Origin of the sequence: Claveliimonas bilis (assembly GCF_030296775.1) — a bacterium.
Taxonomy (GTDB): domain Bacteria; phylum Bacillota; class Clostridia; order Lachnospirales; family Lachnospiraceae; genus Claveliimonas; species Claveliimonas bilis.
Genome location: NZ_AP027742.1, coordinates 1518086 through 1538354, shown reverse-complemented (window position 1 = coordinate 1538354; position 20269 = coordinate 1518086). Strand labels below are relative to the sequence as shown.

The window sequence follows — 20269 nt, the reverse complement described above, 5'->3', positions numbered from 1 at the left end:
TCTGCTACTTTTTCCAAGGTTCAACCTTGTCTTTATAATATACGGTATTTTCCGCCAAAATATGGAAACTGCCGTTCCTTTCCTCTACTTCCGTCACTGCACAGTTCTTATGTACTCCCTGCCCCCAGTATTTCGAAAGGGGTTCTTTTTTTATATAATTAAGCATACCTGCCAATGCAGCTCCATGGGTTGTAATGAGGATCGTGCTGTCTTTTAATGTGTCGTCTGACCCGATCCTTTCCAGGAACTTTCCCACTCTTTCCTTTACCTGTTTAAAATCCTCCCCGCCTTCCGGAGCTTCATACTCCTCCGGTCCGTCAAAAAAGCGGTGGAAACTTTCCGGAAGCTCCCATCCTTCACTGGAACAGCATTTGCCCTCATACACGCCAAAAGCCATCTCCATGATCAGCGGTTCCTCTATCACCGGAACGTCCCGGCCCTTCAGAATAATTTCAGCTGTCTGCTTTGCCCGGCCAAGAGGACTCGTGAAACAAAGATCAAAGGGGATATCTTTCAGTCCCTTCCCTGTCTCCTCTGCAAGATGTATTCCGAACTCGTTGAGGGGAATGTCTACCTGCCCCTGTATTTTTCTCGCCCTGTTCCAATCTGTCTCGCCGTGGCGTACAAGATATAATTTCATGATTCATCGCCCATCCTTTCTGCAAGTCCAGTACCAGTATACCACACTGAATGGTTCTTTTCATAGAAATTTCAGGGAAAAAGTGTTACACTGAAAAAGGAATATGTTTGAGAAAGGATGAGACAAAAATGAAAAAAATTACCAGTTTTACCATAGACCACTGGAAACTGCAGCCCGGCGTATATGTGTCCCGAAAAGACAAAGCCGGCGACTGTACTGTCACCACCTTTGACCTTCGTATGACAAGCCCTAATGAAGAGCCGGTCATGAATACTGCCGAGGTACATACCATCGAACACTTAGGCGCCACCTTCCTTAGAAATGACGAAACATACGCTGACAAAGTCCTTTATTTCGGTCCTATGGGCTGCCGCACCGGTTTTTATCTGCTGCTGGCAGGCGATTATGAATCCAGGGATATCATCCCTCTTATACAGGCGCTTTTTGATTTTATTGCTGATTTTGAAGGTGAGGTTCCCGGTGCTTCCCCAAAAGACTGCGGGAACTATCTGGATATGAATCTTCCGATGGCCAGATATCTTGCCCGGAAATACCGTATGGAAGTCCTGGAAAATATATCCGATGACAGACTCGTATATCCTGAATAATTCATTGAAAAACGTCCATGTTTTGCAAAAGAGTTCCATTTACGGAACTCTTTTTAGTTAATAGGGAAAATCTTTCTTTAATACAACATTGCGGATATAAGCGTAGGTCCGCTCCTCTCCTTCCTCTGCCAGCATCTTCAGCAGGCTGTGGAGGAGAGCTGCTGTATCCGGATGGATCATCCGTCCCAGCCTGGCAGCTCCTCTTTCATAATAGGCCAGCGGATGTTCATCCCGGTAATTTTCCTTCTGATAAGTCTTCGAGGCAGCAATGCGGTCTACAAACATTTCCGCCACATAGCGCACCGGCATTTTCATCCCGATAATGCCGTCCTCTTTTTCCAGGCCATAGTCGATCCAATATTCATAATGATGCTTGTTTCTCCCTTTATGATGAAGCCACGCCAGGGAATAGCCCTTTTCTTCCCGCTCTGCATTATTGGGACTTCGGTTGCCCTGATAGTATTTACAGCCAACCAGAAATTCTACAGGGGAATATTTGGACATATCATGCAGCAGTCCCTGTCTGTATAATCCGATTTTAAAGCAGCCTCTCATTACGAGAATCTTGTGATGCGTTATTGTACAAAAATGCCCCCAGGCTTTCATCTCACATAATCTCCTGTCCGCAAAAGTAGTCTTGCATAATTATTTGCCGATAAACAGCGCGATCGTCCTTTCTTCCAGAACGGCTTCTCTCTGATTTTTCAGCACTTCCGGATCTTCAAGGACTCCTGTTTTGCTGTCCGCTGTCAGATACCACTTTTTCCCTTTTCCAAGCGCCGGGAGAGCAAAACTGTGCTCTACCCAATGCATGTTGTAAGCAACAAAACAATCCGTATCTTTTGCTGCAATACCGCAGTAATATACTCCAAGCTGGCGGCTGGATATTTCTGATGGCGTCTGCCATGCATATTCTCCATGATAAGACACATCAGGTACGCCGCAGCTGATCTGGTCCATGCCCCGAAGTTCCTCTTTCTGCCGAAGCGCCGGGTGACTGCGGCGAAGCGCGATCATCTCCTTTACAAATTCATGGAGAGCGCGGTTTTTCTCAAGTCTGCTCCAGTCCAGCCATCCCACCGGATTGTCCTGACAGTACACATTGTTGTTCCCCTTCTGAGTATTTCCAAATTCATCTCCTGCAAGAATACAGGGAATCCCCTGTGCAAGGAGAACAAGCATAAAAGCATTTCTCATCTGTCCTGCTCTTAGCGCCACGACCGCCCTCTTGCGGCTGGGTCCTTCTGCTCCGCAGTTCCAACTGTAATTGTAATCCGGTCCATCCTGGTTGTTTTCTCCATTTGCTTCATTGTGTTTTGCATCATAGGAAACCAGATCGTTCAGGGTAAATCCATTATGACCTGCAATATAATTATACATGCCTTCCGCCCCTGCAGGCCTTCGAAGCCAGTATATCACCTCTTCAATCATGCCCTCGTCCCCCTTCAGGAACCTTCGCATAACATTCTGAAAACCTGCCTGATGATGGAAAAGTTTCATTTTGCTTAAAAGCGGGTCAGCATAGCTCCCATCTGTCGGCGTTACATCCGGGTTCAAAATAAATCCGTCCACATGGTATTCCATCATATACCAGCGCAGACACTCCTCCATAAGGATTCTGGAAGTGCCGCCCTCGAAAGGCATTTCCAGTATTACCTCAATCCCGGCCTTGTGGCATTCCCGCACCATATCTTTTAATTCTGACGCCGGATTGTCTGATGCCGCATAAGCTCTTTTGGGAGCGAAATAAAATCCCGGTCCGTATCCCCAGTAATTTACATATTTTCCCAGCTGTTCAAACTCATATACCGGCATAAGATGGATCTGATTGATCCCCAGCTCAAGCAGATAAGGAATTTTTTCAATGACTCCCCGGAAAGTACCTTTATGGGCAACTTTTGAAGAGCTGTGTTTCGTAAATCCCCGCACATGGAGACTGTAGGCCACCACTTCATTGGCAGGAATACAGGGAGGAAGATCACCCTCCCAGTCATAGTGATCCTCATAAATTCCGGCACGAACCTCATGCTCCTGAAGCTCCCATTTGCGGCCAAACTCTTCTGTTCCCGCAAGGCTTCTGGCATAGGGGTCAACACAGACCTCCTCATCTATCAGATAATTATACTCATACTCCGAATATGCAAAATCAAAAAGCGACAGAAAACGTACACTTCCGACTCCGTCTTCTTCCGGCATTTCAAAAATGACAGAAGCCTCCCGTTCTCCTTTTTTGTAAAGGAGCAATCTGCATTCTTTTCCTTCCGGAACCTCTATTGCAAAATTAACGCTGTCTTTTCCCACACTCACGCCCAAAGGCAGCGGTTTCCCTTTTTCTCTTCTCATGTTCCGTCCTTCCTGCTGCTTCTACTGCCAGCCATCTGCTCCATACATTTCCACATTATCTTTCGTGATCATATCAATGATCTCTACATAATTTTCTTTTTCATATTCTTCGCCGTTCAAAATAGCAAGCCCTACTTCCACAGCCTTTTTCCCCATATTGATCGGAGACTGTGCCGCTGTACCTGCAATCTGTGTGTCTGATTTTTCCAGCTCTTTTTTGATATCAGGGGAACCGTCCACACCGTAAATAATTACATCATCCATTCCAAGAAGGTTCACTGCTGTCTGCGCTCCTACCGCGATCTGATCATTTCCGCACATAATGGCTGTTACATCCGTATGTTCTTTGAGGATATTTTGTGCCACTTCCACTGACTTTTCAAATTTTCCGTCTGTATTTTCTCTTGCCACAATTTCAAAACCGACCTCCGCTTTTGAAATCGCCTCCTCAAATCCTGTAATTCTCTCATTAATAGAATTTTGTGTCGGGCATTCCAGTATCAGTACTTTGCCTCCGTCCGGACATTTCTCAATCAACGCCTCACCGCACATACGTCCGGCTGCTTCATTGTCAGATCCCACATAGGCATCTACATAATCCATTTCCTTAACCTGTGTATCTACATTGATAATGCGTACATCCGCTTCCTGAAGTTCCTGCAAAGAGGGAGTAATTTCCTCCCAATTTACCGGGCTTAAAAAAATGGCATCAATCCCTGCCTCGATCATCTCTGTGATCTGTGAAGCCTGTTTTTGGGCATCTCCTTCCGGGTCTTCGGTAATCAGTGTATTCCCTGAGCTTGTAACCGATTCGCGAATTGCATTTTCCAGCGTAATAAAATAAGGATTCTCCATATTGATTCCGCTGAAACCAAATTTGTACCCTTCCTCTTCTGCTTCTTCCTCGTCTGTTTCTTCTGTATCTTCTTCCTGAACCGGATTATCTTCCGGTGTGCCCACTTGCTTCTTACATCCGGCCAACATCATAATTCCCATGACAACAAGTGCCAGAAGCACTTTTATCTTGCGGTTTTTCATATATCTGCTCCTCCTTGCGAATGATTCCAGTCACATATATTTTGTATTTTACTACATTTTTTTCATTTTTACCAGCCCCAGCCATTTCCCTCTCCTTTTCCTTTCTCTTTTCGCAACATAGATTTTACTTGCTTTTGTGGCGTCGCTCTGATAGAGTAAAAACAGAAAGAATAAAGGAGAGATTTTTGTATGGCTACAGAAAATATGGATGAAATTACTGTAACACTGACTCTGGATAACGATGAAGAGATTGAATGCGCTGTTCTGACTGTCTATGAAGCCGGCGGACGTCAATATATTGCCCTTCTTCCTCTGGATGAAAACGGCGAAAGCGAAGAAGGCGATGTATATCTTTACCGTTATATTGACACAGACCCGGAAAATCCGGATCTGGAAAATATTCTTGACGATGAAGAATATGAAATCGCGGCAGATGCATTTGACGAATGGCTGGACGAGCAGGAATTTGGCGAGGAAGAGGATCTTTAATGTCTGCTTTCTCCTTCTTTCAACAAAAGCTCTTCAACAAAGCGGGAAGGACTTAGTTCCTTTCCGTTTTTCGTTTTTACATAACTGATTACCAGTTTTCTCTTTGCCCGTGTCATAGCCACATAAAACATCCGGCGCTCCTCCTCGATCTCTTCATCAAGTTTGGCTTTTCGGTAAGGAGTGACGCCTTCATTTCCTCCGATCACAAATACTGTATCAAATTCCAGGCCTTTTGCGCCGTGCATGGTCATAAGCGACACGCCCTGTTCCCCAGTTTGATCTTTTCTGCCTCTGCCCTTCTTCTCCTTTAACATTTGTCCGTAGTTCTCTATATAGAGAAACCACTCTTCAAAACTTTGAAATTCCTTGGATCTTTCCTGAATTTCATAGAGAATTTCAAAAAGATCTTCCTCCCGTATACGCCGGATTTTGGCATATTCTTTCAGATAATCGTCATAGCCGATCTTCTTTCTTATATATTGTATTGCCGCATAAGGGGTTTTGTTTTCCATCATCTTAACATCCCACTCAAACTGATCGATGCGGTCCTGCATCCACCCCTTGTCACAATAGAATTTCCTCATCTCCTCAAAATCCCCTCTGGAAGATTCCAGACATTCTCTGCTTAAGTAGCGTTTCGGACAGTTCATAATATCCAGAAAATATCTTCTCTCCCTGCTTCCGGCAGCCAGTTTCAGATAGCTTTTTATATTGCGGGCAATAAAGTGATCATAAATATTCTGGATATTTTCTTTCATTTCAAAGGGAATCTGGTATTCCGCCAGCATTTCCGCCAGGATCCTGGCATCCCGGTTCGTACGGAACAGTACTGCGATTTCTCTTGCCGGCACGCCCTGTTCCATCCTCTTTTTCACGCCCTCTATCACATACTTTCCTTCCTCTGTCACATCCAGGACTTCCTGCACATGGACGCACTCTCCTTTTCCCGCATGGGGTTTGATCTCCTTGGAAAATCTCTGTTCATTATGTCCGATCACTCGGAGGGCGCCGTTTAAAATATGAGCAGTGGAGCGGTAATTGACGTCCAGGAGAATCTGCCCGGCATCGGGATAGTCTCTGGAAAAACCAAGCATAATAGAAGGGTCCGCTCCCCGGAATTGATAGATCGACTGATCGTCATCTCCTACTACAAACAGGTTATTTTCAGGAAGCGCCAGCATCTTCAAAATTTCATACTGTATTTTATTGACATCCTGAAATTCATCTACCAGAATATACCGGAACCTGGCCTGCCATTTTTCAAGAATATCTGGTCTGGACTTAAAAAGCTCATGGCAGAGGATCAGCATATCGTCGAAATCGATCTTGCGCATTTCCTTTCTCTTCTTTTCATACATCTGGTAGATATCTGCAAATGCTCCCGGACATACGGACGCTTTATATGTCTGAATATCCAACCCGTTATTTTTTACTTTTCCGATTTCTGTCAGAAGATCTCTGATAAAATCCTGTTCATCTTCCACTTCCAGCTTAAGATCCAGTTCCGGCAGAGCCAGAATCTGCCCCAAAAGTCTGCTGCTCTCTTCCCCGGTCAGAATATTTGCCGAAGTAAATCCATAAGCCCACCTTAGAATCCCGTAATAGATCCCATGAAATGTCCCGAATGTTACAGGAGGACAGACTCCTCCCATAAGACTTTTAAATCTGTTCTGCATTTCATAGGAAGCATATCTGGTAAAAGTAATGACCAGAATTTCTTCTGGTCTTACTTTGTACCTTTTAATCAGATTTTCTATTCTTGCTGCAATGGTAAGCGTTTTCCCGGAACCGGGACCGGCAAGGACCATACATGGCCCCTGGAAATGACAGGCTGCTTTTTGCTGTGCCTTATTCAGATGCATTCCTTACCTCGTTTCTAACAATTCAATTCCCTTACGGATCCTGCACAGGGACTCTTCTTTGCCAAGTACTTCCATAATTTCTGTCGCTCCGCCAGGCGTATTCTGCTTGCCGGACACGGCAGTTCTCACCGGCCACATTACATAGCCGTTTTTGTAACCTTTTTCTTCAATATACTTTTTCAGGGTGGCATACAGGGCGTCATTGCTGTAATCATCCTGCGCTTCCAGGATCGGAAGAACTTCTTTTAAAACTTCCAGAGAAGTCTCTTCATTTGTTTTCATTTTCTTATGGCAGTACATTGCTGTGTCATATTCCGGCAATTCTTGGAAAAAGTCAATCTGGTCTTTGATATCAGGGAAGATTTCGATTCTGGTCTTTACAAGCGCCGCAATCTTCTTCAAATCATAATCTTTTGTGATCACTTCTTCAATATAAGGCTTTGCCATCTCATAAAACCTGTCTGCATCCATTGCTTTCAGATATTCGCCATTCATCCATTTCAGCTTTGTCATGTCAAACACAGCCGGAGACTTACTCATATGATGATAGTCGAAGATTTTTACCAGCTCATCCAGAGAGAAGATTTCCTGTGTTCCCTCCGGACACCATCCCAGCAGAGCCACATAATTCACGATTGCTTCTGATACAAATCCCTGATCCAGAAGATCTTCATAAGAAGAATGGCCGCAGCGTTTACTCAGCTTTTTGTGGTTTTCATCCGTAATAAGCGGGCAATGCACATAAACCGGCACTTCCCATCCGAAAGCTTCGTAAATACGATTGTATTTCGGAGCAGAGGACAGATATTCATTTCCGCGGACTACATGGGTGATTCCCATCAGATGGTCATCCACTACATTTGCAAAATTATAAGTCGGATATCCGTCCGATTTGATCAGAATCATATCATCCAGCTCTTCATTGGGCACTGTGATGTCCCCGTATATTTCATCATGAAAGGTTGTTGTCCCTTCTGTGGGCATGTTCATGCGGATCACATATGGCTTTCCTTCCTTCAGGTTCGCTTCAATCTCTTCCTTGCTCAGATGAAGGCAGTGTTTATCATAGACAACAATCTCTGTATTTCCGTCTTCTGACACTTTGCTCCTTAAAGACTCCAGGCGTTCTTTATCACAGAAACAGTAGTATGCATCTCCCTGCTCAATGAGCTGTTTGGCATATTTCATATAGATACCTGCAGCGTTTCTCTCGCTCTGCACATAAGGACCCACTCCTCCGTCTTTGTCCGGTCCCTCGTCATGTACAAGTCCGGTCTTTTCCAGAGTCCGGTAAATAATTTCAAGAGCCCCTTCCATAAAACGTTCCTGGTCTGTATCCTCAATCCGAAGCATAAAGCTTCCTCCCGCATGTTTCGCTATCAGATAAGCATATAATGCCGTCCTTAAATTTCCCACATGCATCCTTCCCGTAGGACTTGGTGCAAATCTTGTTCTTACTTTACTCATTGTTCTTCTCCATTTCTGTTATAATTTTATCCAGAGCATCATCCACTCTGCTGTTCCAGTATATATCTGCAAATTTATCTGAAAAATGCTGTTCTTTCGAGATCAGCAAAAGCTTATCTCCTTCATAGTAATCCAGAAGCTGTGTACAGAGATAACTTTTCAGGTTCGTACCAAGCACCAGCAGCACGTCGGCTTTCTGAATCTCCGTTGCAGCTCTTGTAATAACCTGATTATCCACCATTTCCCCAAACAGCCGCACATCCGGCCGAATAGCCTGTTTACATTTTTCACATAAAGGAATCTTCTCTCCATCCCTTACATACTCCATAGAATACTCCTGGCCGCAATGTGTACAATAATTGCGGTATACATTTCCATGAAGCTCAATGACCTTTTTACATCCTGCACGTGAGGGCAAATGGAAAATACGCCGGGTAATAATGGTCTGCAAAATCCCCATCTCCTCCAGCCTGGCCATCTCATAAAATCCTTTCCCCGGCGGTGTATCCAGAGCCGAAAGGATTTCTTTTCTGTAGAAATCGTAAAACTGCGGTTTACGCGTCGAAAAAAAGGAACTGGAAAAGATCTCTTCTGTTGAATATCCGTACTTCTGTTCAATATCGTAGGACTCTCCCCCGTCACGAATTGCCGGATATCCGCTTTCCACAAGCATTCCAAAACCGCTTAATGCCACTGTGTACCTGCTTTTCTTCAGTATCTGACAGATGATTTCCGTTATATCTGACATACCTATTCGCCTCCTCTTTCAGGCTGTGTATTATGCTTTTCATAATCAGTATAACACATGTGAATTATGGTAATCAACTATTCTGAATCTTTCTCTTGTGGAGCCGGCGGCTCCTCCAGTAATCCGGGCGGAAAAATTCTCTGGGAATAGAGACAATGCAGACAATGCCAAGTACTATGGCAAAAGCCACTTTTATCGCTCCAATCCCACGCTGTGCAGCCTCTCCCAGCTGATTCATGACAAGGTAGTAGGCGGTATAATAAACGCCCGCTCCGGGCACCAGAGGAAAAATGCCGGAGATCAGAAAAACCGTGATCGGGCACTTCATCCGCACTGTCAGCATTCTCGATATCAGAACTACCACCAGTGTTCCCAAAAAAGAAGCAATGGCTGCCGAGGTTAAATTGACTGTCAGACAGTATACGATCCACCCCATTGTACCAGTAATGCCGCAGCTTAAATAAAACCGTTTCGGCACGTTAAACAGAACGGAAAAAGCAATGGTGCCAAAAAAGGGGCATATCAGATTTGCCACAATGTACTCTATCATCCAAGAACACCTCCTGCCATATTTGCATAAATCCCAAGTGTGATCCCCACGCCGATCGCTATATATACAAACACAAGAAGCGCATCGATCATCCGCACTGTCCCAGACAGGAAATCACTGTCTGCTATATCACGGATTGCATTGACAAATCCCATTCCGGGCACTAAAGGCATAATAGATGCAATGATGATCCCGTCTCTTTGAAGTGGAACAGGGGCAATCTGCAATGCCACAAGACCGAGAGTTGTCAGCAGCACGCCGCCTGTAATATTTACGAGAATTTTGGACATGTGATGCTTTTTCGCGGTCAGCACCCAAATATACAGAATACATCCTATCAAAAATGCTACAAAGCTCTCCGGGACTCCTGCTCCCAAAAGATACCCGAAGCATCCGCTGCCTATACCGGCAGAAAGAACCTGAAAATAGCTTCTTTTTGGCGGTATTTTTTCAATTTCCGCAAGCCGCTCAAACGCCTCATCCAATCCCACCATGCCGGCGGCAATCTCCCTGGATAAATCGTTCACTTCAGCTACAATTCCCAGATGAGCGGCAGAAAGCGGTATATGTTTTACCTTTGTGTAGGAATCACCATCTCCGATTTTAACGCTGATGATAATTGCATGGCTCATGGTAAATGTATCTACATCATTGACATGGAAACGTTTACAGATATGTTCAATTGTTTCCTCCACACGAAAAATCTCTCCGCCGTTTTTCAAAAGGATCCTTCCTGCCTCCAAAGCCAGATCCATAACCCGCTTCGGATCCGATTCCTTAGCCAGATCCTTCTTCAGGTAAACCATGTCTGTCAGCAGCACACCATCTTCATAAATTTCTTCCCGGTAATTTTCCGTAAAAAATCCCGGCACGATATGAGAAGGAGTAAAACCGCAGTGTTCATAAAAGCCAATCGTCTTTTTGCTGTTTCCCGTTCCCACATACATGGTAGAGCATTGGAAACTGTACTTCTCGCACACATAGTGAAGCAGGGCCTTTCCGTATCCTCTGCCCTGCGCCTTTTCTCTTGTAGCAATATTTTTCAATTCACAGCTCCCTGCTTTGTTCATGGTAACAACGCAGACTGACTGCACTTCACCTTCTTCGTCATATAACGCAAACATATCCCCAGCGTCCAGATATTTCTCTATCATGTCCTCCTGGGGATCTGCCAGTAATAATAGATCCAAAAATGCCTTTTTATTTTCTGTAATCTGATGAATCCTCATATTTTTGATTCCTCGGTTATAATATTAACAGCTGTATCTTGCTTATTATATCACTATCCGGGGAAAAATTACAGATATTTTTTTATCTTCCTGCCGGCCGTAAAATAAGACTTCCGTCTGTCCTGCTGTATAAAAGCCCTTCTCTGCTCTCATATACCGGATTATCTGAATCCACTTCAATATAAAACAGCAGAGGCAGGTTTTCCAGAGTTCCAGGTTCAATGTCAGTAATTCCGGCAGGAACATAAATTTCAAATATCTCTTCTGCAAATCCATCTAAGGATCCTGCCCTGATTCCGACACATCCTTCTCTATCCGGCAAAACAAGCAGCCCATCTGTAATCCTATTTCCTTCTCCTGTATAACTTGTAATATATCCTGCGTCATCACAGAGAAATCCCGTATATTCTTTCCATCCTGCATATAATTCCAGCTCTGTCTCTCCCCTTTTGGCTCTCTCAAAAGGAATCGTACACGCCTCATCTCTATACCATCCGACAAATTCTTTTCCGGGACGAACAGGAACTGCCGTCTCTTCCAGCATATAATCTGTCAGATATGCCATATCTGTCGTACAACTTCCTCCATTTCCGTTCAAATGGACTTTATAATCCACAACACCAAAGGGAATCTCTGCTTTACAGCCTTTGTACTCCACAGAAATTTTATAATTCCCTGCTTTTCCTGTATCGGGAATTTTCACTGCCGCATCCTCCGGCATGATCTTCCCGCCCCGATACATTAAAGTGATATCCGACAGTTCCACTGTACTGCCCACACAGTAATCCATAGGAAGAGAACCATCAAATGTCAGCTCATATTCTCCTCCTGCTGTATCGGAAGATTCCTTATCCGCTGCCGGAACTGTTATTACTTCTTTTACCCCTGACGCTCCTTCTGATATAACGGCAGGTGCCGCCATTTCTATAGAAAGTTTCCGACCCGGGTTTTCTGTCTCATTCAAAGCTGTATTTTCTTTTTCCTCCAAAACTGCTTTTGCCAAAACAATTCGATTTTCCATCAATTTTAAAATACTGTGTGCTTCTTCTGTCACTTCACTGCCGACTCCGGGATACCGTCCGACGCTTTCTCTGGCTGTTTCCAGGCCAAAGCTTTCTCCTGTTCCCGGGTTCATTGCCTCCTCCTTAGACACTACAGATGCTGTAATCCATACTGAAGCCGCCACCAGTACGCCTTTTAACACCCTTGTCATCACCGGCTTAAAATCCAGCCCCAATGACCCCTCATTTATTAACGCTATGGTTTCTGTTCTCATATCCTCTATTATATAATTCCACAATTTTCCAAACAATATAAGGCGCAGAAAAAGGAAGTGGCATCTCGGCACACCGGCTGCCACTTCCCTGTACTGAACTTTAGTTAATATAACCTGCTTTTTTCAGCTCTTCTGCTGCTTTTTCATAATTTGCATCTGACACGAGGATAATAGGACCTGTACATCCCATTCCACTCTCTGCGTAAATGCCAAGCTTCCACAGAACTTTCACTCCGTCTTCCAGATCCATGATCTCAATTCCTGCAATCTGTGAAGTTACCGGTTCTTTCGGCGGTGCTTTTACTTCTTCCTCTTCCGCTGCCGGTTTTGCTGCCGCTTTTCTGGCATTCAGGATATCCTTCAGCCCGGCCTTATTGGCTGCTGCAAACTCTTTCTTTGCAACATCAAATACCTTTCCGCGGATCAGCTCTGCTGCATACCGGATAGCCCCCGTGATGAGAGGTGCTCCGGACGCCCTGGAAATGATCATAACAAGCTGATCATACCCTTCCCCGATACCAGGGCCATAGCCATAACCGGTTGCTTCAAAGCTTCCTCCTGTCGTAAAGGATGACAGCATTTTAATCAGAATATTTCCGGACAGCGAATCACATACCATAATATCCGGGGAGCCCTGCAGCACGTCATTCCCGCGCATTACGCAGCCTCCATCTGCCCTTGCTGATTCTGCAAATGAGATATCATACCCATTTTCCTTCAGCTGCTTCAACGCAATTTCTGTCTGACGTGCCCCATCCACGTTCAGAATACCTACGGTCGGATTGCTCTTCCCGCATGCTTTTGCAGCAATAATTCCATAAATCGCATTTTTGATCATTCCTTCCACGCGGTCTGCGCTGGAAGTACCTGTCGTTGTAGCGACAAACATTTCTTTTCCCTTTGCCGGTGTCACAGCGCGTCCCACTGTAGAAACTCCGATCGGGAATGGAAAATGCATTGTTACTGCACCGTCCACTTCCTTATTTTTCAGAAGTTCTTCCATCTTTTTGTGGCCTTCTTCTTCATCAGCCACCTTTACCGTGGTTACCCCTTCTGCCTCCAGAGTACCAATGTAGTATACATCTATGCCCTCTTTTGCCGCAGCAACGGCAGCTTCCATTGCATTTTCTTCCCCATGCTCACTGCCCATACCTGTCAGAGCAATCTTCGGCTTTTTCCCAAAGCTTCCGGTCTCCAGACCCTCTGCCATTTCCATAAAGGTGGAGGCAATCATTTTTTCAATACTATTTGCCATTTTCTCCACTCCTTTACTCTGCCATTAATGTTGCTGCAAAATCCTTCATCGCTTTTGCGATCAGTCCTTTTACTTCCTCTTCAGAAACGCCTGCTTCAGCTTTCTCTGCCTCTGCAGTATTTCCATGAATAACAAAAGATACACCGTCAAAAAGATTTGTCATACGTCCAAGGAAAAGACTTCCTTTACCGATGATCATGGCATTCTTGATCTTTCCTTCCAGAATGTCTTCCCTTGCAACTCCGATATAAGGTACTCCGGAAGGAATATGTCCCTGTGTCGGAGCCCATCCGGTAAGTCCGTGTTTCTTTGTAAAGTCAGCAAGTTCTTTTCTGTCCAGCTCACCGCGTTTTACAGCCAGAGCTGCGATCATCTTGTAGTTTGCCAGAGGAACATCCCCTGCTCCTGCCGGTTTTGTAATATCCGGATTCTGCATTTCCGGTGAATATTTATCGATATCCGGAATCTTCATGCCTGCCCTGTCAAGTGGATCTGCCACCAGGCTTCCGATAACAGCCTGCGGAGCGGAACCTGTCCCAACAGTGTGGCGTCCCAGAAGGCTAAGATCGATCTCCGGATTTACACCATCGTTTTCGGAAATAACAACAGCAAATCCTCCAAGGCAGTCCTCCAGGATCGGAAGACCTTTTTTGATATGGTCTTTCCCGTTCATACCAAGTTTTGCAGTACATCCTCCGGACGTAACAACAACTGTTTTGTATGCTCCGGATTTTACCAAAGCAGCTGCTTCAATCACAGCGTGAGTAGGTGCAGCGCAGAATCCTCTTGCATCAGAACCTGTTGCATTTACAAGTCCGGCCACTTCAGCTGCAGCCTTTGCAAAGTTTCCGCCGCCTCTCTGATTCATATCACCGCATGCTTCCTCTGCACAGTCGATCACGTATTCTACTTCTGATTTATCAATTCCCGCATTGCGAACCGCATAGAGCAGAGCCAGAATACTGGAAGCCTTGCTCATCAGGTTCTCATGCATAACATGAGCAGACAGGTTCACATCAATGTCGTGAGCAGCCTTTACACAGCCTACAAGTTTTCCATCGAAATACAGCCCTTCTGCATGTTCTTCGTTCACAAAATGTTCGATCTCGCTTAATTCCACACCCTCGTGAACTTTCTCAACGATATCCTCTGAGATAATAGGATCTTTTGCAAATGCATCCTTATATTTTGCAACAAAATCTTTATCCAGACGTACGACTTCAAACATATCACTTGCCTGTACAAGAAGCAAAAATTCCTCTTCCGGCATGATCTCGCCATATTTTCCATAGCGGTCGGCGTTTTCCATCTTCTTGTCATACCATGGGAACTCTACTTCTGCCAGCTCTTCCGGATGTACGTTTCCGATATAGGTCTGGTTCGGCCAGTAAGCAACTGCATCCTCATAGGAACGAAGTTTCTCCGGCACTTCTTTCAGATACTCAGATTCCGGGTTTACAATACGCTCTGTTGTCTGTGTTGTTCCATTATATAAAACCATGTCAGGAGTATGTACTAATACATAGCTGGCTCCTTTAATTACACTGTTCATGGGTTTTCCCTTTCCTTCCATCTTAAATTGTTCCAACCAAATATTACCTGATATACGGAGCGGCGGGGTGACGCCGCCCCGCCTGATTAGAATTTACAGTATTGTTCTCTGATGGCTGTCATCTCTGAGATGATATCATCTACATCGAGAACCATTTCCATCATACTGATCTGTTCGTCATATACTGCTTCGTCAAATTCTTCTTTCATTTCTGGTTCACATACGTGATAAACACGAAGTCCAAGCTGGACTCCTGTCAATGGACCTGCGAAAGTAGGATCTCCTGCTGTAACAGTCTCAGCTGCAAGTCCTGCAGCTTCACCTTCTGCTGCACCGAGAATTACTACTAAATTCTCAGCTCCCAGCTCGTCAGCAAATTCTTTTACTCTCTTCTGGTTTTCCAGATCCATTGCGCCTGCGCTCGTTCAGACGAAACATTCCGTTGATGCAAATACAACCTCAGCACCAGCTGTTTTCACGCATTCTGCGATAGCCGGTCCCGGGATACCATCACGGTCTCCGATAATTATTGCTTTTTTACCTTCTAAAATAGCCATAATTATGCTTTCTCCTTTCTTCAGTAATTCATTTTGGTTGTTTTTTATGATTAAAGATATTTCTTAATCATCGCTTCAATGCTTTCCTCTGTAGCATCGTCTTTTACAACTTCGTCGATCTTCTCTCCGTCCTTGTAAATAGCCATCACAGGAAGTCCCAGTACTTTCTGGGAAATTGCAAGGCGGCGTGCCTTTGTTGTATTCAGGGCTGTAAATTTCATTTTATCCCCGTAAGTATCAGCAAACTCATGTACCTTCGGCATCAATGCCTGGCACGGTACACATCCGTCACCGTAAAAATCTACGAAAACATAACCGTCTGCTTTCAGAACTTCTTCTTCAAATGTATTCTTATCTACTTCTATCATTGTAATCACTCCTTCATGAATATTTATGGCATTTTTTGCTTCAGCGGTTTAGAAATAATCGGAAAGACTTCTCTCTACCTGAACAGCTGCAATTGCGCCGTCAGCTGCCGCTGTCACTACCTGACGCAGGCTCTTGATCCTGACATCCCCTACTGCATATACATTTGGAATATTGGTGTGCATATTCTCATCTGTCTTAATATAGCCTCTTTCGTCCATATCAATGATGCCCTCAAAGATCTTGGAATTTGGAACCGTTCCGATAAATCCAAACACACCGAACATGCCGTCCTCTTCGTCGGCTTCCACTGTCTTTACTTCGCCAGTCTTGACATTCTTTACTTTCATCCACTGCAGGATATCGTCTCCGCCGACTTCCTCTACTACGCTGTCCCAGAAAAATTCAATCTTCGGATTTGCAAATGCCTTCTCCTGGATAGATTTTGCTGCGCGAAGCTCGTTTCTTCTGTGGATGATCGTAACTTTTCTCGCGAATTTTGTCAGATACATTGCTTCTTCTACTGCAGAATCACCGCCTCCGACTACAAATACTTCCAGATCTTCAAAGAAGTTTGCATCACATGTTGCACAGTAGGAAACTCCTTTTCCTCTGAATGCCGCTTCTCCTTTGCATCCGATCGGTCTTGCATATGCGCCGGTTGCAATAATGACATTCTTTGCCTGATACTCTGCTTTTGCGCTCTTTAAGATCTTGATCTCTCCGCTGAAATCCACAGCATTGATCGTGTCAGAAACACGCTCTGCACCGAACTTTTCCACCTGCTGTGTCATTCTTGCGATCAATGACGGACCGGACTCTCCTTCTACGATCTGTCCCGGATAGTTCTCAATGTCGTCTGTGATCGCAATCTGTCCGCCGTCCTGTCCCTTTTCGATGACAAGGGTAGACAGGCGGCTCCGTCCTGCGTACAGTCCTGCAGCAAGTCCTCCCGGACCTGCTCCAAGGATGATTACGTCATAAATTTTGCTCATCGGTAACATCTCCTTTTTCAGCTGTTTTTATTAATCAAAGATTGTCTGACCATCCACTTCTGTGGTAAGAGCTTCCAGAGCTTTCTCTACGATGTGACGGCGAAGTTCTTTCTCTTCCGCCGGGTCAAGTGCCGGATTTCCAAGCGGATGAGGAATTGCGATCGCCGGAACGATTCTGTTTGCTCCTACTGTCATAGAAATCGGAGTAACTGTACAAACATGTACAACCGGGATTCCTGCTCTCTCGATTTCTTTTACCATCGTTGCACCGCAACGAGTACAGGTACCTCAAGTGGAGGTCAGGATAACTGCGTCAACTCCGTCTGCTTTCAATTTCTGTGAAAACTCATCTGCAAAAGCCTTTGCAGATGCTACGGCTGTACCGTTACCTGTTGTTGTATAGAACAGATGGTGAAGTTCACCGATCTTTCCTTCTTTTTCCATTTCACGAAGAACGTCTACCGGAAGAACACGGTCTGCATCTTCATTTGCATATACCGGGTCATATCCGCCGTGAGCAGTCTCATATGTATCTGCTGTCAGATCCATAACGCCTGTGATGTCATATTCTCCATAATGAGAAGCACTGGAGCTTTCGATGTGGTCCGGATTTCCCTTCGGAACAATACCGCCGGAAGTAACCAGAGCGATCTTTGCATGTGCAAGATCTTTCACAGCCGGATTCGGAGCTACTTTGTCAAAGCTCGGCATCGGATATTCTGTCACATACGGCTTGTCAGCCAGTTTCTGAAGGAGCATCTTCACTGCACGTTTGGATCCTCTCTCCTTCTCAAAGAAGTTTACACGAATGCCGTTCGGCATATATCCTTCTTCACAGGAAGCGCCGATCTTTTCGCCTTTCGCAAGCTTCAGCGCAAGAGGAGCCATCTTGCCCACTGCATCCCTCATACCTGCTGCGCTGTTCTTTGTAGATACCATGTATACCTGGTTCTTGAACATATCAGCACCTGGATTCTCTACATACATACCTGTAACTGCCGGAATACCAAGTTCTTCCTGAACCGCTGCTGCGATCGTTCCGCATGCAACGCCGTAACGTCCTGCATTGAAAGCCGGTCCTGCAACAAATACGTCAGGCGCCTGCTCTTTTACCATAGCAAGGATATCTGCTTTTGCCTTGTCAAGGTTTTCATTGAAATAGGAGTCACCGCAGACGATTGTTGCAATAATTTCTGCTTCATCCTTAAAGTTCATATTGAACGCCATACCTGGTCCTACTACTTCGCCTACACGAAGCTCTGCCGGGTAATCTGCTTTTTCCTCTCCACCGATATTTGCGAAGAACTGATTAATGTAATGTACTACTTTTATTTTACTCATTTTCGCGTATGTCCTCCCTTCTATCTTGCGCTCAGCTTGTTAAAGCCAGTCTCATTTGTTGCTCCGGTAATTACCTGAAGCTCAACCTCTAAGGAGCCGTCTTCGCGCAATGTTTCTTCACTTGCACCAGCAATCTTTGTCACATAATCCAGTGTTCCGATCACTTTGTCAAGCTTCGGCAAAATAATAACCTCATTTGCATTTCCGCCTGTTACAACTGCATCTGCTGCAACGTCTGCGTCTGCAAGAGACTGGGATTTTCCGTCGCGTCCTGCGTATTCATCTGTAATAATAACAGTCTTAACACCCTCTGCTTCAATCTTCTTACAGTTCATGATAAGGTCTGTATCCGGGTTACCGAAACCTTCCTGTGATACGATAACACCGTCCAGATCCAGCATTTTACAAAGTTTTGCTGTCCAGTCAGAGGAACGCTGCTTGTCTGCCAGGTATACGTTCTCATTTGTAATGATCTGGCATACAAAGTTGATCGTCTTTCCATGTTCCTCAAAAAGGTCATGGACAACCGGGTTATTCAAATGTACATAAGTTGGGTTCTTGTCACATGCGGATACACAGTTTCCTGATACGATCGCACCATCCATAATTTCTGTCGGGCTTAAAATTGTCGGAACAATTTTCTTTGCATCTACGCCGTATACATATGTATCATGCAGAAGTCCCTGGCTCTGAAGCATCTGAACGTAAGCAACTCTTGGAAGATCCGGATATTTCTCAAATCCTTCCTTGATCGTACATGTCTCATATACTTTTGTCTCGTCAGGTGTCAGGTTACGTGCCAGTTCCCCAAGATAAACTGCCACTCTGAATCCTGCAAATCTCACTGCCTTTTCATAGTCATGCTGTTTGATATCATCAACTGGTTCACATACCATTACCAGGTTATTTGTCTGTGAAAATGGAGTATATTCTGCTCCCGGGCCAGTCATATCAATGATACCTTCCTGGAATCCGACAATACGTCCTGCAGTTACAACTGCCATTCCTTTAAGCGCATAAGTCTTTCCGCTTCCTACTGTATCAACTTTGGCGATCACTCCCGGGAAGATTCCTCCCTTGCCTTCTACTTTCACACGCGGCTCAATTACATCCTTTACCGGTGTAATACGAACAGACTCTCCCGGACGGGCAATATCAAAGGATACGCTTTTGATCTTCTCGTCCTCCAGAGCTACTTTCTTTACTTCTTCTTCGGATACATAGAGGATTCCGTCTTCGATTTTTGACTCGCTTGCAAACTGGATGTCCTTAATGTATATGTGCCCCATTTCTAATTTCACTGTGTGTTCCCTCCTTGTTAATCATTGTTTTCTTTTTTGTTTTCTGGCTTCACAGAAAAACCATCTCAAGGCATTACTACGCATCTGCCGATGCCATTGCACTTTCCAGCAAAGTCCAGTCGATCAGTTGAAAATCCTTATACACTTCCGGCTTATATTTGTCAGATTTAAAAACAAACTTCCGGCATGATTCTATAGCGGATTCTATGATCCTGACGGACTGTGCGTCAATCTCCTCCTTTCTGTTCCCAATCATAATGGATTTGTATGGTGTTTCATTAGGTTTTACACTTCCTGATAAAGGATGTGATAAAAGCCTGTATCCCCGGTATACTCTGTCTCTTGCTTCCCGCAAAACATCTTCGTAAGAAATTTCTTTATAAATGACCTCTTTTTTGTCTTTCAGCGTATCGCGAACAAGAGGATTGTTTGTCAGGACACTATAGCTTGCCACGTTTTCAATCTCCTTCCCAAAGATGTCTGTAAGAGAACTTTTTGCTCTATAGGACTTTTCTATAGATAAACAAAGAGTTACGTTAAAAAGAAAAAGGACGTTGAAAACACTTCTGTGTGTTCATCGCCCTCTTCTGTCTTTTGTCTTATTGTCTGCGCAGAACACTTTTACTCTGCCAGCTCTTACAAGATCCAGAAT

General features: G+C 44.7%; 20 protein-coding genes. 2 read left to right on the top strand and 18 right to left on the bottom strand.

The genetic code is table 11. The features are described 5' to 3' along the window. Nucleotides 1–4 precede the first annotated feature (4 nt). Nucleotides 5–640 carry a histidine phosphatase family protein gene (locus tag R2J37_RS07470; RefSeq protein ID WP_230106392.1) on the bottom strand — a complete coding sequence of 212 codons (636 nt, stop codon included), beginning with the start codon at nucleotides 638–640 and terminating at the stop codon, nucleotides 5–7. Nucleotides 641–768: 128 nt separating this feature from the next. On the opposite strand from R2J37_RS07470, the gene R2J37_RS07465 reads away from it, so the two are divergent. Then, on the top strand, nucleotides 769–1248 hold the full coding sequence (locus R2J37_RS07465; protein ID WP_230106393.1) for an S-ribosylhomocysteine lyase: 480 nt from the start codon (nucleotides 769–771) through the stop codon (nucleotides 1246–1248). A gap of 57 nt (nucleotides 1249–1305) precedes the next feature. Here R2J37_RS07465 and R2J37_RS07460 read toward each other — a convergent pair whose 3' ends face one another. Genes R2J37_RS07460 through R2J37_RS07450 form a run of 3 tightly spaced genes read right to left on the bottom strand, consistent with a single transcriptional unit; the run spans nucleotide 1306 to nucleotide 4629 of the window. Beyond that, nucleotides 1306–1854: a DUF5662 family protein gene (locus R2J37_RS07460; RefSeq protein WP_230106394.1), complete on the bottom strand. Its 549-nt coding sequence runs from the start codon at nucleotides 1852–1854 to the stop codon at nucleotides 1306–1308. 39 nt (nucleotides 1855–1893) lie between these two features. After that, nucleotides 1894–3591, bottom strand: coding sequence for an alpha-amylase family glycosyl hydrolase (locus R2J37_RS07455; protein ID WP_316266933.1), 1698 nt, complete (start codon nucleotides 3589–3591; stop codon nucleotides 1894–1896). Nucleotides 3592–3612: 21 nt separating this feature from the next. Continuing rightward, nucleotides 3613–4629, bottom strand: a complete 1017-nt coding sequence (locus R2J37_RS07450) for a sugar ABC transporter substrate-binding protein (protein ID WP_256193990.1) — start codon at nucleotides 4627–4629, stop codon at nucleotides 3613–3615. Nucleotides 4630–4818: 189 nt separating this feature from the next. On the opposite strand from R2J37_RS07450, the gene R2J37_RS07445 reads away from it, so the two are divergent. Then, the gene (locus R2J37_RS07445) at nucleotides 4819–5118 is read left to right on the top strand and encodes a DUF1292 domain-containing protein (protein WP_230106397.1); all 300 of its coding nucleotides are present in this window, start codon (nucleotides 4819–4821) and stop codon (nucleotides 5116–5118) included. Here the strand turns inward: R2J37_RS07445 and R2J37_RS07440 are convergent. The 14 genes from R2J37_RS07440 to R2J37_RS07375 form a co-directional block, all read right to left on the bottom strand. Continuing rightward, on the bottom strand, nucleotides 5115–6980 hold the full coding sequence (locus R2J37_RS07440) for an ATP-dependent helicase (protein ID WP_316266930.1): 1866 nt from the start codon (nucleotides 6978–6980) through the stop codon (nucleotides 5115–5117). The two genes, R2J37_RS07445 and R2J37_RS07440, sit on opposite strands and share 4 nt — an antisense overlap. A 3-nt stretch (nucleotides 6981–6983) precedes the next feature. Further along, complete coding sequence (gene gltX, locus R2J37_RS07435; protein WP_230106399.1) at nucleotides 6984–8447, bottom strand: glutamate--tRNA ligase; 1464 nt, start codon at nucleotides 8445–8447, stop codon at nucleotides 6984–6986. Beyond that, entirely contained in the window at nucleotides 8440–9195 is a 756-nt protein-coding gene (locus tag R2J37_RS07430) for an SIR2 family NAD-dependent protein deacylase (protein ID WP_316266928.1), read from the bottom strand. Before R2J37_RS07430 ends, gltX begins: the two co-directional genes overlap by 8 nt. Before the next feature lie 73 nt (nucleotides 9196–9268). Then, complete coding sequence (locus R2J37_RS07425) at nucleotides 9269–9745, bottom strand: threonine/serine exporter family protein (protein ID WP_316266926.1); 477 nt, start codon at nucleotides 9743–9745, stop codon at nucleotides 9269–9271. Then, on the bottom strand, nucleotides 9742–10974 hold the full coding sequence (locus R2J37_RS07420) for a GNAT family N-acetyltransferase (RefSeq protein ID WP_256193987.1): 1233 nt from the start codon (nucleotides 10972–10974) through the stop codon (nucleotides 9742–9744). Before R2J37_RS07420 ends, R2J37_RS07425 begins: the two co-directional genes overlap by 4 nt. Before the next feature lie 82 nt (nucleotides 10975–11056). Beyond that, a complete protein-coding gene (locus R2J37_RS07415) occupies nucleotides 11057–12250 on the bottom strand; it encodes an InlB B-repeat-containing protein (RefSeq protein ID WP_316266923.1) in 1194 nt (397 codons plus the stop codon). A gap of 100 nt (nucleotides 12251–12350) precedes the next feature. Further along, a complete protein-coding gene (gene grdD, locus R2J37_RS07410) occupies nucleotides 12351–13505 on the bottom strand; it encodes a glycine/sarcosine/betaine reductase complex component C subunit alpha (RefSeq protein WP_230106404.1) in 1155 nt (384 codons plus the stop codon). Between the two features lie 13 nt (nucleotides 13506–13518). After that, the gene (grdC, locus tag R2J37_RS07405) at nucleotides 13519–15057 is read right to left on the bottom strand and encodes a glycine/sarcosine/betaine reductase complex component C subunit beta (RefSeq protein ID WP_256193985.1); all 1539 of its coding nucleotides are present in this window, start codon (nucleotides 15055–15057) and stop codon (nucleotides 13519–13521) included. Nucleotides 15058–15143: 86 nt separating this feature from the next. After that, nucleotides 15144–15614 (bottom strand): glycine/sarcosine/betaine reductase complex selenoprotein A, encoded by a 471-nt coding sequence (gene grdA, locus R2J37_RS07400; RefSeq protein ID WP_230106406.1) that lies wholly within the window; start codon nucleotides 15612–15614, stop codon nucleotides 15144–15146. Between the two features lie 50 nt (nucleotides 15615–15664). Further along, the gene (gene trxA / locus R2J37_RS07395; RefSeq protein WP_230106407.1) at nucleotides 15665–15982 is read right to left on the bottom strand and encodes a thioredoxin TrxA; all 318 of its coding nucleotides are present in this window, start codon (nucleotides 15980–15982) and stop codon (nucleotides 15665–15667) included. Between the two features lie 48 nt (nucleotides 15983–16030). Then, nucleotides 16031–16975: a thioredoxin-disulfide reductase gene (trxB, locus tag R2J37_RS07390; protein WP_230106408.1), complete on the bottom strand. Its 945-nt coding sequence runs from the start codon at nucleotides 16973–16975 to the stop codon at nucleotides 16031–16033. 30 nt (nucleotides 16976–17005) lie between these two features. Further along, nucleotides 17006–18316, bottom strand: coding sequence for a glycine reductase complex selenoprotein B (gene grdB, locus R2J37_RS07385; protein ID WP_230106409.1), 1311 nt, complete (start codon nucleotides 18314–18316; stop codon nucleotides 17006–17008). Between the two features lie 20 nt (nucleotides 18317–18336). Further along, nucleotides 18337–19617, bottom strand: a complete 1281-nt coding sequence (locus R2J37_RS07380) for a glycine/sarcosine/betaine reductase component B subunit (protein WP_256193983.1) — start codon at nucleotides 19615–19617, stop codon at nucleotides 18337–18339. A gap of 76 nt (nucleotides 19618–19693) precedes the next feature. Further along, entirely contained in the window at nucleotides 19694–20071 is a 378-nt protein-coding gene (locus R2J37_RS07375; protein ID WP_230106411.1) for a GrdX family protein, read from the bottom strand. Nucleotides 20072–20269 lie beyond the last annotated feature (198 nt).